We start from the raw sequence: 13,335 nt of genomic DNA on the forward strand, positions 1-13,335 counted from the left end.
TCCCAACGTGGTCAGGAGGCCGGAGCAAAACCTCGCAATACCGGAGTTTTCAAAGGTGTGTCGGCCACGACATGAGCGACCGGCGCATCGATTCCAGCCGCGTCCGCGGCAAGTACCAGAGGAGGCGCAACATGCAAGTACAACTCAGCGGTCAGCAGATTGAAGTCACCCCGGCCCTCCGGGATCATGTGAACAGCCGGCTTGACCGCCTCACCCGCCTCGATGAACGCATTCTCAGCCTGAGCATCGTTCTCTCCGTGAACAAACTGCAGCAGCGCGCCGAAGGCACGCTCAACGTCACGGGCAGCACCTTGCACGCTGAAGCGCTCGAGAACGACATGTACGTCTCCATCGACGTACTCTTCGACAAGCTGGTGACCCAGTTGCGCAAGCACCGCGAGAAGATCTGCGACAAACATCAGCGCGCCGCCCGCGAGGAGCGCCTGTACGGCTGATCTCCGCCAGGCCCGCCCGGCTCCGGGCGGGCCTTCTGCCCTCTTTCCCTGCACGTCCAAGGCGCCCGCCGGTGTGAACTGGCACAATATCCGGGTAGCCGCCCTCTTCCGGTGGCGCAAAGGACAAGGCTTGGACCGGCTCTCCGCCCGACAACTCTATGACAGCGTGCATGAGCGCATGGCCTTGCGCTGGGTATCCGGCATGCGTGGGGAATCGCGTGTGCTCGAGCAGGCAGCGACGACCACGCGTCGTCCCTCGCTGATCGGCTACCTCAACGTCATTTACCCGAACAAGATCCAGATCATCGGCACCGAGGAGCTGAATTACCTCGACGGCCTGGAATCGCGTCAGCGCTGGGAAGCGATCAACAAGATCGCCGCCTACCAGCCGGTGGCGATGATCGTGACCAAGGATCAGCCCATCCCCACCGATTTGCGCGAAGTGGCGGAGGAGACCAATACGCCGCTGTGGATCAGCTCCAAGCGCGGCCACGAGCTGCTGACCTGGATGCAATACCACCTGGCACGCATGTTGGCGCCCAAGGTCACGCTGCACGGTGTGTTCCTGGAAGTGTTCTCGATCGGCGTGCTGATCACCGGCGAGTCGGGCTCGGGCAAGAGCGAGCTGGCGCTGGAACTGATCAGTCGCGGCCATCGGCTGGTGGCCGACGATGCCACCGAGTTCACCCTGATCGCCCCGGACGTGATCGACGGCACCTGCCCCGAGCTGCTGCAGGACCTGCTGGAAGTGCGCGGCCTGGGCGTGTTGAACGTGCGAGAGATGTTCGGTCACACCGCGGTCAAGCCGTCCAAATATCTTCGCCTGGTGATACATCTCAAGCCGCTGCGCGAAGGCGAGGACACGGATGGACTTACCCGCCTCACCGGCGACATCGGCCACCGCGAAATCTTCGAGGTGCCGGTGCCGATGATGACGATCCCGGTCGCTCCCGGCCGCAACCTGGCGGTGCTGGTGGAAGCGGCGGTGCGCAACCACGTGCTCAAGAGCAAGGGCATCGACCCTGCACAGACTTTCATCGACCGCCAGGCGCACCAGATGCGCCGGCTGCCTCCGTGGTGACCCATGAGCGAAACCCACTCCCTCAGCGCGCTCAACCGAGCTGACGCGGTCAACCTGATCGTGCTCACCGGCATGTCCGGCGGTGGCAAGACGGTGGCCCTGCGCGCGCTGGAAGACCTCGATTTCTACTGCGTGGACAACCTGCCCACGGCCCTGCTGCCGCAGCTGGTGGCGGCGGTGAGCGGCAACGTGGAAGGCAAGCGCCGCCATGTCGCCGTGGGCGTGGACGTGCGCAATCCGGGCGAAGACCTGAAGCGCATGCCGGCGATCCTGTCGGAGCTGGCGTCCAAGGGAGTCAAGGCCCACCTGATCTTCCTCGACTGCCGCGACGAGGTGCTGATCAAGCGTTATTCGGAAACGCGCCGCCGTCATCCGTTGTCGTGGCAGGGCCTGTCGCTGGCCGACGCGATCGCCGAGGAACGCCGTGTGCTGCGCCCGCTTTCGGCCATCGCGGACAAGGTGATCGATTCCAGCGAACTGAACGTGCACCAGTTGCGCCGCCTGTTCGCCGCCGGCTATGCCGAGGCCACCGAAGGCCTGACGCTGATGTTCCAGTCGTTCGCCTTCCGCCGCGGCCTGCCGCTGGACGCGGATTTCGTGTTCGACGCGCGTTGCCTGCCGAACCCGCACTGGAATCCCACGCTGCGCCCGCTCTCGGGCAAGGACGCGGCCGTGCGCGATTACCTCGATACGCAGCCGATCGTGGCCGAGTACTACGCCGACACCGCGCGCTGGCTCGACACCTGGCTGCCGCGCTTCGAAGCCGACGACCGCAGCTACGTCACCATCGCCATCGGCTGCACGGGCGGTCGACACCGTTCGGTGTACCTGGTGGAGAAGCTTGCCGCCCATTACCGCGCGCTACGCAACGGCGTGCTTACCTTCCATCGCGAACTCGAGTGATAGCCATGCTGGCCATACCTTTACCGCGGACTGGCACGCCGTCATGAGCGTCGGCGTGTTGTTGATGACGCACGAGGCGGTCGGCCAGGCGCTGATCTCCGCCTCCCACCACGTGCTGCCCAAGCTGCCGCTGCGCGTGGAGGCCGTCGAGGTTCCACCGCAGGCGGATCCGGATGTGATGCGCACGCTCACCGCCAAGCATGCGCGCGAACTGGACGAAGGCGACGGCGTGCTGGTGCTGGCCGATCTTTACGGTGCCACGCCGTGCAACATCGGCCTGTCGCTCGGTGCGCTGGGCGTCCGCTTGCGTTGCGTCTCGGGGCTCAATCTCCCGATGCTGCTGCGCGTCCTCAATTACGCAGAAAAACCGTTGGACGAGCTGGCGGAAATCGCCGCCAGTGGGGGCCGCGGAGGGATCTTCATCGACCATGCTTGAACGCGACATCGTTGTCTCCAACAAACTGGGCCTGCATGCCCGCGCCTCGGCCAAGCTCGTGCAGCTGGTGCAGGGTTTCAAGTCCACCGTGTGGCTGGTCAGCAAGGGCCGCGAGGTGAATGCACAAAGCATCATGGGCGTGATGATGCTGGCCGCCGGCATCGGCACGCCGCTGACCGTTCGCGCTGATGGTCCGGACGAGCAGTCCGCCATCGAAGCCGTGGTGGCGCTGTTCGATCGCAAGTTCGACGAAGGAGCTTGAGTGGCGAAAGATATGGCACGCATATGTCGAGCTGAGGCCGTATTCACGGCCCGGTTGGCTGCGTCGTGCGATCTTTCTGGTTCTGCATTCGACACGTTGGCCGGATGCCGACGTCACGCGCGGCCGGCCCGGCCGCTTCACCATGGAAGGCACGCATGAGACAGGTACTGGCAGGCACCACGGCAGCGAAAGGCATGGCTCTGGGCCGCGCCCGCCTGGTGCAACCCAGCCGCTACCTGGTCGATACCCGCCCGCTCGCCGAAGACGAAGTCGAAAGCGAGCTGGCACGCCTGCATCGCGCGCTCGATACCGCACGCCAGGAGCTGCGCGAACTGCGCGGCAAGCTGCACGGCGCGCTGGCGCGAGAGGTGAACGAGTTCATCGACGCGCACAGCCTGCTGCTGGACGACCCGGAACTGCTGCGCGGGCTGGACGATCTGGTGCGCATCGGCCATTACCGTCCCGGCGCCGCGCTGAAGAAGCAACGCGACCGCCTCGCCGCCGTGTTCGAGGCGATGGACGATCCCTACCTGCGCTCGCGCAAGGAAGACGTCGACCAGGTGATCGGCCGCGTCATTTCCGCCCTGCAGCGCCAGACCAGCCGCGAAGAACGCAAGCTGGCCGCGCGCGTGGGCGAGATCCTGATCGCCGACACCATCGCACCCGCCGACATGGCGCATCTGGCTGGCGCCGGCCTGCTCGGCGTGGTCGCCAGTTCGGGCAGTCCGTATTCGCACAGCGCCATTCTTGCGCGCAGCCTGGACCTGCCGATGCTGGTGGGCGCGCGCGACGCGTTGTCGACCATCCACGACGACGACCTGATCCTGCTCGATGCCGAACGCGGCGAAGCGGTGGTGCATCCCACCGCCCAGGATCTGGCCCACTATCGCGCCTGGCAGCGCGAAGCCGCCGCGGAAGGCCGCCGACTTGCCACGCTGGCCAACGCGCCCACGCGTACGCGTGACGGCGTGGACATCCGCCTGTTCGCCAATGCGGAGATGCCCGCCGACATCGCCATGGCGCGCGCCCGCGGCGCCGACGGCGTGGGCTTGTATCGCACGGAATTCCTGTTCCTTCGCCAGAAGGGACTGCCCACCGAAGACGAACAGTTCATCGCCTATCGCGACCTCGTGCTCGGCATGGGCGGCCTGCCGGTGACCATTCGCACGCTCGACCTCGGCGCCGACAAGGCCGATGCCGCGGGGCTGGTGGTGCGCGGTGAAGACAACCCGGCGCTGGGCGTGCGCGGCGTACGCCTGTCGCTGCGCTATCCCGCCGTATTCAGCACGCAGATTCGCGCCATCCTGCGCGCCGCCTGTTATGGCCCGGTGCGCGTGCTGGTGCCGATGGTGACGCAACCCGACGAACTGATCGCCGTGCGCACGCTGTTCAAGCTCGCGCGACAGGAATTGAAGCGCGAGAACATCGACCTGCCGGAGAAGCTCCAGCTCGGTGCGATGATCGAAGTGCCGGCGGCAGCGATCAATGTGCGCGCGCTGCTCGAACACTCCGACTTCCTCGCCATCGGCACCAACGATCTGGCCCAGTACGTGCTGGCCGCGGACCGCGGCAACGATGCGCTGGAAAACATCTACAACCCGTTGCAGCCCGCCCTGCTGCGGCTGCTCGCGTACGTGATTACGGAAGGGCGTCGCGCCAAGAAAGGCGTGAGCCTGTGCGGCGAAATCGGCGGCGACGTGAACTTCACCGGCTTGCTGCTGGCGCTGGGCCTGTGCGAATTCAGCATGCATCCCAGCCAGCTGCTGCATGTGCGCGATCGTCTTGCCACGCTCGATCATGCGACGTTGCGCGCGCATGCGCCGCGCATTCTGCGGTCGCGTACGCACGAGGAAGCCGAGGCGTTGCTGGCCAGCATTACGGGTTGAGCAAGAGCCTGACCTGATCGCCTGATCCTGTTATGGGGAAGGCTCAGCCGGCGCGGGCTAGAAAAGCTTCGATCAAGGCGCCGCGATAGCGCTGCCGGTGCAGCAGCAGCGAGAGCTTGCGATGCAGATCCAGGAACGGCGTGCGCAACACTTTCAGCCGTCCGGCCGCCACCGCATCGATGATGGCCACTTCCGGAATGCAGGCGATGCCGAGGCCGGCAATCACGGCCTGCTTGATCGCTTCCGCCTGATCCAACTCCAACACGGTTTCGCCCGCGGGCAGGCTCGACAGCGCGCGCTCGCTGAGGCTACGGGTGGCCGATCCTGGTTCGCGCAGCACCCAGCGCGCGCCGGCGAAATCCTCCGCCTCGATGCGCCGTTTGCGTGCCAACGGATGATCGGGCGAGGCGCAGACCACCAGCGCGTCGTCACGCCACGGCCGCACTTCCAGCGAAGGGTGCGCCACCGGGCCTTCGACACAGCCCAGCTCCAGCGCGTGATCGAGCATGGCGGCGACGATTTCCGAGGTGTTCGAAACGCGCAGGCGCACGGATACGTGCGGGTGCGCGCGCACGAACTCACCCAGCAGTTCGCCCACGCGGTAGTTGCCCACGGTATTGCTCGCGCCCACCCGCAGTTCGCCGCCCAGTTCATCGCCTCCGCCGGTGCCTACGCGACCGAATTCGGCATAGCGCTCCAGCAGTTCCTGCGCCAGCGGCAGCAGTTCGCGGCCACGCGTATTGAGGCGCAGGCGGCCGCGCTCGCGGGCAAACACCGGCGCTTCCAGCTGCCGCTCCATTTCCGCCAGCGCCATGCTGGCCGCGGGCTGGGTCAGGTGCAGCGTCTCGGCGGCGGCGCGCACGCTGCCCAGGCGGGCGATCTGCACGAACACTTCCAGCTGGCGCGGGCTGATGTTGATCATCAGCTGATCTTATATCAATGATCAGTAATTCAAAATTTTATTGATGGATGGCGAGGCGGAAAATGCCGGCATTGCCGGAGAACGCCATGAATGCCGCCGTCGCCATCCCCGCTTCACCCACCCCGTCCCGCCTCCCCGGCTTGCTGCTGTCCGTGGTGATCGCCCTGGTGGCACTGGGCCTGGGCAAGCTGGCGCCACTGATCGGCGGTCCGGTGTTCGGCATCGTGCTGGGCATCCTGGTGCGCAACACGCTGGCCCCGGGTGGCAGCTATACGCCGGGCATCCAGTTCGCGGGCAAGCAGGTGCTGCAGTGGTCGATCATCGCGCTGGGCTTCGGGCTAAGCCTGGACCAGGTGGCCAAGACAGGGCTGGAATCGCTGTCGGTCACCCTGGTGACGATGACGGTGGCCTTCCTGGCGGCATGGGGGCTGGGTCACCTGCTGAAGGTGCAGGACAAACTGAAGATCCTGATCGGCGTGGGCACCGCCATCTGCGGCGGCTCGGCGATCGCGGCGGTCACGCCGATCATCAAGCCCGACGAGCACGACACCGCGTTCGCCATCTCCACCATCTTCCTGTTCAACCTGGTCGCCGTGCTGCTGTTTCCTCTGCTGGGCCACCTGCTTCACCTGTCCGACCTCGGCTTCGGCCTGTGGGCCGGCACCGCGATCAACGACACCTCGTCGGTGGTCGCCGCGGGCTACAGCTTCAGCAAGCAGGCGGGCGATTACGCCACCATCGTGAAGCTCACCCGCGCCACGCTGATCATTCCGATCTGCCTGATCCTGGCCTTTGCCACAGCCTGGAAGCAGAAGAAGCAGGGCGCCACCGATTTCAGCCTGCGCCGGATCTTTCCCTGGTTCATCCTGTGGTTCCTGGTCGCTTCGGGGGTGCGCACGGCTGGCCTGGTGCCGGTGGCTATCCAGCCGGCGCTGCACCTGGCCGCCGAATTCCTGATCATCGTGGCGCTCACCGCGATCGGTCTTTCGGCCAACCTGCGCAAGATGGCTTCCACCGGGGCGCGTCCGATCCTGCTGGGACTTGGTGTGTGGGCCGCGGTGGCGGTGAGCAGCCTGCTGGTGCAACTGGTCATCGGGCAGTTGTAACGATTACGCTGGGCGCCCACGGTCACGCCGATCACGGACGCCAGCATGCTGCTTCACGGCCAGTGTCATTGCGGAAACATCGCTTACACGCTCGATTGGAAGCCCGACCCGACCGAGATTCCCGCCCGCGCCTGCGACTGTTCCTTCTGCACCAAGCACGGCGCCGTTTGGACGTCTGTTCCGGATGGCGATCTGCGCGTCACGGTGCGCAGGCCTGATCTACTCCACCGCTATGCCTTTGGCACCAGCACCGCGGATTTCCATATCTGCAGGGAATGCGGCGGCGTGCCGCTAGTGACGTGCACCGTCGACGGACACGTCTATGCGGTGGTCAACGTAAACACGTTCGACAACCTCGACTCCAGCCTGCTTCAACATCGGCCGGCGAGTTTCAGCGAAGAAGACGTATCTTCGAAACTCGCACGACGACAGGCGAACTGGATCGCCAACGTGAGCATCGTCGAAGGCGAGGCCTGATCAGGCGGACGGCTCCGCGGCGATTTGCTTCAGCAGCGCGATCGGACCGGCAAGATTCGCGGCCAGTGCCTCGGACAATCCATGCCGCGCGATGATGTATTCCGGCGCGTTGCAGGCGATCCAGCTTGCGCCCTCCCCGTCATCCCACACCAGCGCCTTCAGCGGCAGATCCAGGCCGGCGCGCGGTTCCTGCTGCATCAACGGCGTGCCGCCCTTCGGATTGCCGAAGATCAACATCTGCTCGGCCGGCATGCTGAGTCCTGCGCGCGAGGCATCGCCACTGAAGTCGATCAGCGCGAACACGGTGATGCCGTGCGCATCCAGCGCTGCGCGGATCTTGCCGATGGTCGTGCTCACATCGAACGGCGAGCAAAATTGCACGATGCCGTGGTCGGCTGGGCTGGACATCGGAATGCCTCGTTGCTTGGGAGTGATCGACGAATCTTCGGTCCCGCCACGTTAATCCGACGCATGCAAAAAAGGCGCACCCCGGCCCACACCGGGATGCGCCTCGCAGGCTTGCGCGATGGATCAGCGCATGCCGCCGCCGGCGTAGAGCTGCTCGCCGGTCAGCCAGTAGGAGTCGCTGGACGCAAGGAAGGTCACGATGGAGGCGATGTCGTCCGGCTGGCCGATACGGCCCAGCGGGGTCTGGGCAATCGCGCCCTGGTGGAAGTCCGAACCGATGAAGCCGGCCGCATGGGTGCCTTCGGTTTCGACCATGCCCGGGTTCACCGCATTGACGCGGATCTTGCGCGGGCCCAGCTCGCGCGACAGCACGCCGGTGATGGCGTCCACCGCACCCTTGGTGCCCGTGTACACCGCGCTTTCCGGCGGCACGATGCGCGATACCAGCGAACCGATGTTGATCACGCTGCCACCGTCGTTCATGTGGCGCGCCGCTGCCTGGGTGGTCAGCAGCAGGCCGAGCACGTTGACGTTGAACTGCTTGTGGAAGTGTTCTTCGGTGATGGCGTCGAGTGCACCGAACTCGTACACGCCCGAGTTGTTCACCAGGATGTCCAGGCGACCGAAGTTCGACACGGCGGCGTCGGCCAGCGCCTTGGCCTCGGCGGCCTTGGAGACGTCGCCGCCCACGGCCACGGCCTTGCCGCCGGCCTTGGCGATTTCGGCCACCACGGCGTCCGCGCCAGCCTTGCTGGAGGCGTAATTGACCACCACGGAGGCGCCTTCGGCGGCCAGCGCCTTGGCGATGGCGGCGCCAATGCCCTTGGATGCGCCAGTAACGACAGCCACTTTACCTTTGAGCTTGCTCATGACAGAGACCTGTTCAGGTTGGGAGGGGGAAGCTGAGGGAGTTCTGAACTCCAATAGTTCGTAACATACGAACTTAAGAACTAAGTTTCAAGTGCTGCTAAAATGAACATATGAGGCCCCTGACCCACCCCTCGATCGACGACGTGACCGTGGAAGGCATCCTGCATGCCCTTTCCGATCCCGTGCGCGCGGCGATCTACTGGCAACTGTCCTGCGCGGACAGCGCCAACAGCTGCTCGGTCTTCCTCAAGATCGAAGACCGCTGCATCCCCAAATCCACCCTGTCACAGCACTTCCGCGCCTTGCGCGAAGCAGGACTGATCCGCAGCGAGCGCCGTGGCGTGGAGATGCTCAACACCACGCGGTGCGGTGAGATCGAGGAACGTTTCCCTGGGTTGCTTCCGGCGATCAAACACGCGCAAAGCATTCAGTGCGCGGCGCGCAAGCAAGAAATCGCGTCGAAGCCCGTTGAAGTCGTCGCGGGCTGATTTCGGCTGAGCCTCGGATCGTTTTGTGGGAGCGCACTTGTGCGCGAGTGAGGCTGCCCAGTCGCGCACAAGTGCGCTCCCACAGTGACGTCAGGCCTTGCCCTGCTCCACGAGAGTCAGCGCTACCTTGTCGCGCAGATACACCGGCAAGGCATGCTCGGGGGCACCTGCATTTCCCGCGGCAAACTCGCGAGCGGCGAGTTCCGCTACATGGCGTGCCTGCGGATAGCGTGCCCCCTCGGCCGAACGCAATTCGCCGGTGAGATGGGGACGCAACACATCCGCATACGTGCTCCAGCCCGAACCGACCACATGCCATGCGGGCGACGGTGACAACGCCAACGCAGCGGGCAGGCAGACGCGTTCGTCGTCCAGCGTGATCAGTCCGCCGTTGTCGTCGCGCCGGTAGCTTGCGGCGTAGATCTCGCCCATGCGCGCGTCGATCACCGCGAGGATGGTGGCGTCGTCTTCCGGGGCTTCCAGGGCCAGTGCGGCAAGCGAGGACACCGTCACCACCGGCACATCGAGCGCCAGCGCCATGCCTTGCGCCAGCGAGATGCCGAGACGCACCCCGGTGAACGCACCCGGGCCGCGGCCTACGGCGATCCCGTCGAGGGCGTGGCGACCCAGGCCGGCTTCGGCCAGCAAGGCGTCGGCCATGGGCAGGACCAGCTCGGCGTGGCGGCGCGGCGCAATTTCGCTGCGTGCGATCACCTGGTCGCCGTGGACGAGGGCGACGGAGCAGGCTTCGGTGGAGGTTTCGATGGCTAGCAGGTTCATGGCTGCTCCATGATAGCCGGGCCGGTCGCGGCAGGCATGCTGGCATACCAGTCGATGCGGCGGGTGAGGTACATCAGCAGGGCCACGGTGAGCACCAGCAGGATGGCGCCGATCAGCAAGGCGTATTCCTCCGCCGCGAGCACCACGTAAAGCATGGCGTAGACCAGCGCCAGCGAGGCCCCCAGCAGCAGCCCTGCCCGCCGTGCACCCAACACCGCCATCGCATAGCCGCCGACGATCGCCACCACCGAAGCGGCCGCCACGCTGTAGGCAAGACCAAAGCCCAGTTGCTCGGACAGCGCCAGCAGCAGCACGTAGAACGAGGTGAGCGCAGCGCCCACCAGCAGGTATTGCACGGGATGTACGCGCAGCCGCTTGAGCACCTCGAACAGGAAGAACGCCACGAATGTCATGGTGACGAACAGCAATCCGTATTTGCCTGCCCGCACATTGCGCTGATAGACATCCACCGGCTGGAACAAGGCCACGCCGAACGCGGCGTCATGCACGGCGGCGTCGATGCGTGCATCGCTCGCGTGCCACGACTGGCCGAACTTCCGGTTGAGATCCAGCATGTGCCAACGCGCCGAAAAACCCTGCGCATTCACGCTGCGCTCCAGCGGCAAAGCCGCACCGATGAAACTCGGGTCGGGCCATGGCGCGCGCATGTTCACTTCCATGCTGCGCGCCAGCGGCAACAGCTGCAGGGATTGCGTCCCCGCCAGGTGCAGCTTCACTGAAAATTCGATGGGCTGGCCATTGAGCGCCGCCAGATCGAGCGGCACGACCACGGTGGAAGACGAGCCGCCGAACGTCATCGCGGACGATTCGAAGCGTTGCGGCTTGCCGTTGACCTGCAACTCGCTCACGTCCTGCAAACCGCGCAGATCGCCTACCACCAGCCGCAGTTCCGCCTTGCCATCCTGCCAGGTGGCGGTATCCAGCTGTCGCCGCTGCGCGATGTCCTGCGCAGCGAATCGACCGTGCAATTCCACCGTCGAAGCGAACACGGGCGCTTCGTAGATGCCGTAGCGGCGCTTGTCCACCGACATGCCGATGCTCATGGCGGCCGTGTCGGGCAGCAGCAGCGTGGTATCGGCCACATCGCGCAGCTCGCCGCCGGTCGTTGCGATCTTCTCCTGCGTCGGCACCGCCAGCACGAGGCCACCGAGCACCTGCTCGCCGCCCCAGCCCTGCGCGATCTGCTCGATGGCCGCCTGCCGCATGCCCTGCCGCTCTTCCACCAGCGACTGCACCTTCCACAACGGCAACAACATGAGCAGCGCCAGCAGGCCCACGCCAAGTACCTTGGCGGTCCAGCCCTTCATCCAGTGTCCCATGGCTCAATCCCTTGTCTCGGAGCCTGCAGGAAAACAGGCGCGGGGGCGAACCTTCGGGCGAGTTGCTGCCGACTCGCATGCGACTTGTGGCGGAACCATGGCGCAACTCATTACCCCGCAGGTAATCGCTTGCGTGCCTCGTACGCCGCACTCTGTTCCCACACCCACCTACGAGGAACACGCCATGACCACCCACGCCCACGCACTCGCCGAACGCTACATCGCCAGCTGGAACGAGACCGATGCCCTGCGTCGTCGCAGCCTGATCGAAGACGTCTATGCCGAACACGCGCGCTACACCGATCCGATGGTCGATGCGAAGGGCTGGGAAGCGATCGACGCCACCGTGTCGGCCGTACAGGCGATGTTCCCCGGCCACCGCTTCGCACTCGCCGGTGTGGTCGATGCGCATCACGACACGCTGCGATTCCAGTGGCATCTCGCCTCGCCGGGCGCAGCCGAACCGCTGGTGATCGGTTTCGACGTCGCTTCGCTGCAGGAAGGACGCATCGGCCAGGTGTTCGGCTTCCTCGACAAGGTGCCGCAAATGGCCTGACGGCCACGGCCGGACGGCACCCCGCCGTCCGGCATGGGCTTGCCATCCATCCTCGTGGGAACATCGCTCCCTCGAGGTACCCACGGAGATGCACATGAGCGCCACGGCTTCCGCCCTCTCCCCGTCCGCCGCTCGTCCGGTGGGCGATCTCTTGCGCGAGTGGCGGCGTCATCGACGGCTCAGCCAGCTCGATCTGGCCAGCGGCGCGGAGGTTTCCACGCGCCATTTGAGCTTCATGGAATCGGGACGCTCGCAGCCCAGTCGCGACATGATCCTGCGGTTGGCCGAATACCTGGATATTCCCTTGCGCGAACGCAACCAACTGCTCGTGACGGCGGGATTTGCGCCGGTCTATCGCGAGCGCACCTTCGACGATCCCGCGTTTGCCGCCGTGCTCGGTTCGATCCGTCTGCTGCTGAAAGGATTGGAGCCCTATCCCGCGCTTGCCGTCGATCGGCACTGGAACCTGATCGAAAGCAACCAGGCCACGCAACGCATGCTGGCGGGACTGGTACCGCAATGGCTCAAACCGCCGATCAACGTGCTGCGCCTGAGCCTGCATCCCGAAGGGCTGGCGCCGCATATCCGCAATCTGCCGGTGTGGCGGGCGCATCTGCTCGATCGCCTGCGTCGCCAGATCGATGCCACGCACGACCCGCAACTGGTCGCCCTGCTACAGGAGTTGCGCAGCTATCCCGGCAATGATGCCGAGGGGCACGGCGTGGTCAGCGGCGATATCGCCGTACCGATGGAACTGGCGCTCGGCGACATCACGCTGTCGATGCTGAGTACCACCACAGTGTTCGGCACGCCGATGGACGTCACCCTGGCCGAACTGGCCCTGGAAGCGTTCGTGCCCGCCGACGAAGCGACCGCCAGCCATCTGCGCGACATGGCAGCCAACGCCAGCGGAACGAGTGCGTAAGCTCAGCCCGGCGGCTGCCACAGTTCGATGCGCGTGCCTTCCGGATCCATGATCCAGCTGAAGCGACCAAACTCGCTCTCTTCGATGCGGCCGTCGACGTCCACGCCGTCCGCCTTCAACTGCGCGAGCAAGCCATCCAGATCGTCCACGCGAAAGTTGAGCATGTAAGGCTGGCTGCTGGGCGCGAAATAGGTGGTGTCAGCGGCGAATGGCGTCCACACGATATAACCCGGACGCGACGCGTCGTCCTCGAAACGCGCCCCGCCCCAGTCTTCCAGCGGAAAGCCCAGATGCCGCGCATACCACTCGCCCAGTGCTGCCGGATCGCGCGCCTTGAAGAAGATGCCGCCAAAACCGGTGACCTTGGCCATGTCCGAATCCTCGTTGGAGTGACTGCGCTTATCGTTGTGCCTGCGGCGGACAGAATCCAGTGCCCCGCG

General features: G+C 65.4%; 17 protein-coding genes. 11 read left to right on the forward strand and 6 right to left on the reverse strand.

All coding sequences use genetic code 11. From position 1 onward, the window contains the following. The first annotated feature begins 131 nt into the window (after nt 1-131). The 6 genes from hpf to ptsP all read left to right on the forward strand — a co-directional run bounded on the left by hpf (nt 132) and on the right by ptsP (nt 5,023). On the forward strand, nt 132-455 hold the full coding sequence (gene hpf, locus ACN9MB_RS17555) for a ribosome hibernation-promoting factor, HPF/YfiA family (RefSeq protein WP_204637362.1): 324 nt from the start codon (nt 132-134) through the stop codon (nt 453-455). 130 nt (nt 456-585) lie between these two features. After that, nucleotides 586-1,536 carry an HPr(Ser) kinase/phosphatase gene (hprK, locus tag ACN9MB_RS17560; RefSeq protein WP_204636951.1) on the forward strand — a complete coding sequence of 317 codons (951 nt, stop codon included), beginning with the start codon at nt 586-588 and terminating at the stop codon, nt 1,534-1,536. 3 nt (nt 1,537-1,539) lie between these two features. Then, nucleotides 1,540-2,439 (forward strand): RNase adapter RapZ, encoded by a 900-nt coding sequence (gene rapZ, locus ACN9MB_RS17565; RefSeq protein ID WP_204636952.1) that lies wholly within the window; start codon nt 1,540-1,542, stop codon nt 2,437-2,439. Nucleotides 2,440-2,482: 43 nt separating this feature from the next. Beyond that, the gene (locus ACN9MB_RS17570; RefSeq protein ID WP_204636953.1) at nt 2,483-2,875 is read left to right on the forward strand and encodes a PTS sugar transporter subunit IIA; all 393 of its coding nucleotides are present in this window, start codon (nt 2,483-2,485) and stop codon (nt 2,873-2,875) included. Then, nucleotides 2,868-3,137 carry an HPr family phosphocarrier protein gene (locus ACN9MB_RS17575; RefSeq protein WP_426269720.1) on the forward strand — a complete coding sequence of 90 codons (270 nt, stop codon included), beginning with the start codon at nt 2,868-2,870 and terminating at the stop codon, nt 3,135-3,137. Before ACN9MB_RS17570 ends, ACN9MB_RS17575 begins: the two co-directional genes overlap by 8 nt. A gap of 155 nt (nt 3,138-3,292) precedes the next feature. After that, complete coding sequence (ptsP, locus tag ACN9MB_RS17580) at nt 3,293-5,023, forward strand: phosphoenolpyruvate--protein phosphotransferase (RefSeq protein WP_426269721.1); 1,731 nt, start codon at nt 3,293-3,295, stop codon at nt 5,021-5,023. A 43-nt stretch (nt 5,024-5,066) separates the two neighbouring features. Here ptsP and ACN9MB_RS17585 read toward each other — a convergent pair whose 3' ends face one another. Further along, nucleotides 5,067-5,945 (reverse strand): LysR family transcriptional regulator, encoded by an 879-nt coding sequence (locus ACN9MB_RS17585; protein WP_204636956.1) that lies wholly within the window; start codon nt 5,943-5,945, stop codon nt 5,067-5,069. 86 nt (nt 5,946-6,031) lie between these two features. Here ACN9MB_RS17585 and ACN9MB_RS17590 point away from each other — a divergent pair, with 86 nt between their 5' ends. Both ACN9MB_RS17590 and ACN9MB_RS17595 read left to right on the forward strand, forming a co-directional pair. Further along, nucleotides 6,032-7,051, forward strand: a complete 1,020-nt coding sequence (locus tag ACN9MB_RS17590) for a YeiH family protein (protein WP_426269722.1) — start codon at nt 6,032-6,034, stop codon at nt 7,049-7,051. Between the two features lie 45 nt (nt 7,052-7,096). Further along, the gene (locus tag ACN9MB_RS17595; protein ID WP_426269723.1) at nt 7,097-7,528 is read left to right on the forward strand and encodes a GFA family protein; all 432 of its coding nucleotides are present in this window, start codon (nt 7,097-7,099) and stop codon (nt 7,526-7,528) included. Here the strand turns inward: ACN9MB_RS17595 and ACN9MB_RS17600 are convergent, their stop codons facing one another. Continuing rightward, nucleotides 7,529-7,936, reverse strand: coding sequence for a DUF302 domain-containing protein (locus tag ACN9MB_RS17600; RefSeq protein ID WP_426269724.1), 408 nt, complete (start codon nt 7,934-7,936; stop codon nt 7,529-7,531). It abuts the gene before it with no gap. Nucleotides 7,937-8,059: 123 nt separating this feature from the next. Next, nucleotides 8,060-8,806: a glucose 1-dehydrogenase gene (locus ACN9MB_RS17605; RefSeq protein ID WP_426269725.1), complete on the reverse strand. Its 747-nt coding sequence runs from the start codon at nt 8,804-8,806 to the stop codon at nt 8,060-8,062. A gap of 149 nt (nt 8,807-8,955) precedes the next feature. On the opposite strand from ACN9MB_RS17605, the gene ACN9MB_RS17610 reads away from it, so the two are divergent. Further along, nucleotides 8,956-9,294 carry an ArsR/SmtB family transcription factor gene (locus tag ACN9MB_RS17610; RefSeq protein ID WP_426269726.1) on the forward strand — a complete coding sequence of 113 codons (339 nt, stop codon included), beginning with the start codon at nt 8,956-8,958 and terminating at the stop codon, nt 9,292-9,294. Between the two features lie 90 nt (nt 9,295-9,384). Here ACN9MB_RS17610 and tsaB read toward each other — a convergent pair whose 3' ends face one another. Together tsaB and creD are read right to left on the reverse strand one after the other, a co-directional pair. Further along, nucleotides 9,385-10,074, reverse strand: a complete 690-nt coding sequence (gene tsaB, locus ACN9MB_RS17615) for a tRNA (adenosine(37)-N6)-threonylcarbamoyltransferase complex dimerization subunit type 1 TsaB (RefSeq protein ID WP_204636962.1) — start codon at nt 10,072-10,074, stop codon at nt 9,385-9,387. Beyond that, on the reverse strand, nt 10,071-11,414 hold the full coding sequence (gene creD / locus ACN9MB_RS17620; RefSeq protein WP_426269727.1) for a cell envelope integrity protein CreD: 1,344 nt from the start codon (nt 11,412-11,414) through the stop codon (nt 10,071-10,073). Before creD ends, tsaB begins: the two co-directional genes overlap by 4 nt. Nucleotides 11,415-11,598: 184 nt before the next feature. On the opposite strand from creD, the gene ACN9MB_RS17625 reads away from it, so the two are divergent. Beyond that, nucleotides 11,599-11,970: a nuclear transport factor 2 family protein gene (locus ACN9MB_RS17625; protein WP_204636964.1), complete on the forward strand. Its 372-nt coding sequence runs from the start codon at nt 11,599-11,601 to the stop codon at nt 11,968-11,970. Nucleotides 11,971-12,064: 94 nt separating this feature from the next. After that, on the forward strand, nt 12,065-12,895 hold the full coding sequence (locus ACN9MB_RS17630) for a helix-turn-helix domain-containing protein (RefSeq protein ID WP_426269728.1): 831 nt from the start codon (nt 12,065-12,067) through the stop codon (nt 12,893-12,895). A 2-nt stretch (nt 12,896-12,897) separates the two neighbouring features. Here ACN9MB_RS17630 and ACN9MB_RS17635 read toward each other — a convergent pair whose 3' ends face one another. Further along, entirely contained in the window at nt 12,898-13,266 is a 369-nt protein-coding gene (locus ACN9MB_RS17635; RefSeq protein WP_204636966.1) for a VOC family protein, read from the reverse strand. Between the last annotated feature and the right edge of the window lie 69 nt (nt 13,267-13,335).

This window comes from Dyella kyungheensis (assembly GCF_049913195.1).
GTDB lineage: Bacteria > Pseudomonadota > Gammaproteobacteria > Xanthomonadales > Rhodanobacteraceae > Dyella > Dyella kyungheensis.

Coding starts and splice junctions, on each gene's coding strand:
- ACN9MB_RS17590 (WP_426269722.1), top strand. CDS start 6,032: ATGAATGCCGCCGTCGCCATCCCCGCTTCACCCACCCCGTCCCGCCTC.
- rapZ (WP_204636952.1), top strand. CDS start 1,540: ATGAGCGAAACCCACTCCCTCAGCGCGCTCAACCGAGCTGACGCGGTC.
- creD (WP_426269727.1), bottom strand. CDS start 11,414: ATGGGACACTGGATGAAGGGCTGGACCGCCAAGGTACTTGGCGTGGGC.
- ACN9MB_RS17635 (WP_204636966.1), bottom strand. CDS start 13,266: ATGGCCAAGGTCACCGGTTTTGGCGGCATCTTCTTCAAGGCGCGCGAT.
- ACN9MB_RS17570 (WP_204636953.1), top strand. CDS start 2,483: ATGAGCGTCGGCGTGTTGTTGATGACGCACGAGGCGGTCGGCCAGGCG.
- ACN9MB_RS17630 (WP_426269728.1), top strand. CDS start 12,065: ATGAGCGCCACGGCTTCCGCCCTCTCCCCGTCCGCCGCTCGTCCGGTG.
- ACN9MB_RS17585 (WP_204636956.1), bottom strand. CDS start 5,945: ATGATCAACATCAGCCCGCGCCAGCTGGAAGTGTTCGTGCAGATCGCC.
- hpf (WP_204637362.1), top strand. CDS start 132: ATGCAAGTACAACTCAGCGGTCAGCAGATTGAAGTCACCCCGGCCCTC.
- ACN9MB_RS17575 (WP_426269720.1), top strand. CDS start 2,868: ATGCTTGAACGCGACATCGTTGTCTCCAACAAACTGGGCCTGCATGCC.
- ptsP (WP_426269721.1), top strand. CDS start 3,293: ATGAGACAGGTACTGGCAGGCACCACGGCAGCGAAAGGCATGGCTCTG.
- ACN9MB_RS17600 (WP_426269724.1), bottom strand. CDS start 7,936: ATGTCCAGCCCAGCCGACCACGGCATCGTGCAATTTTGCTCGCCGTTC.
- ACN9MB_RS17595 (WP_426269723.1), top strand. CDS start 7,097: ATGCTGCTTCACGGCCAGTGTCATTGCGGAAACATCGCTTACACGCTC.
- tsaB (WP_204636962.1), bottom strand. CDS start 10,074: ATGAACCTGCTAGCCATCGAAACCTCCACCGAAGCCTGCTCCGTCGCC.
- ACN9MB_RS17605 (WP_426269725.1), bottom strand. CDS start 8,806: ATGAGCAAGCTCAAAGGTAAAGTGGCTGTCGTTACTGGCGCATCCAAG.
- ACN9MB_RS17625 (WP_204636964.1), top strand. CDS start 11,599: ATGACCACCCACGCCCACGCACTCGCCGAACGCTACATCGCCAGCTGG.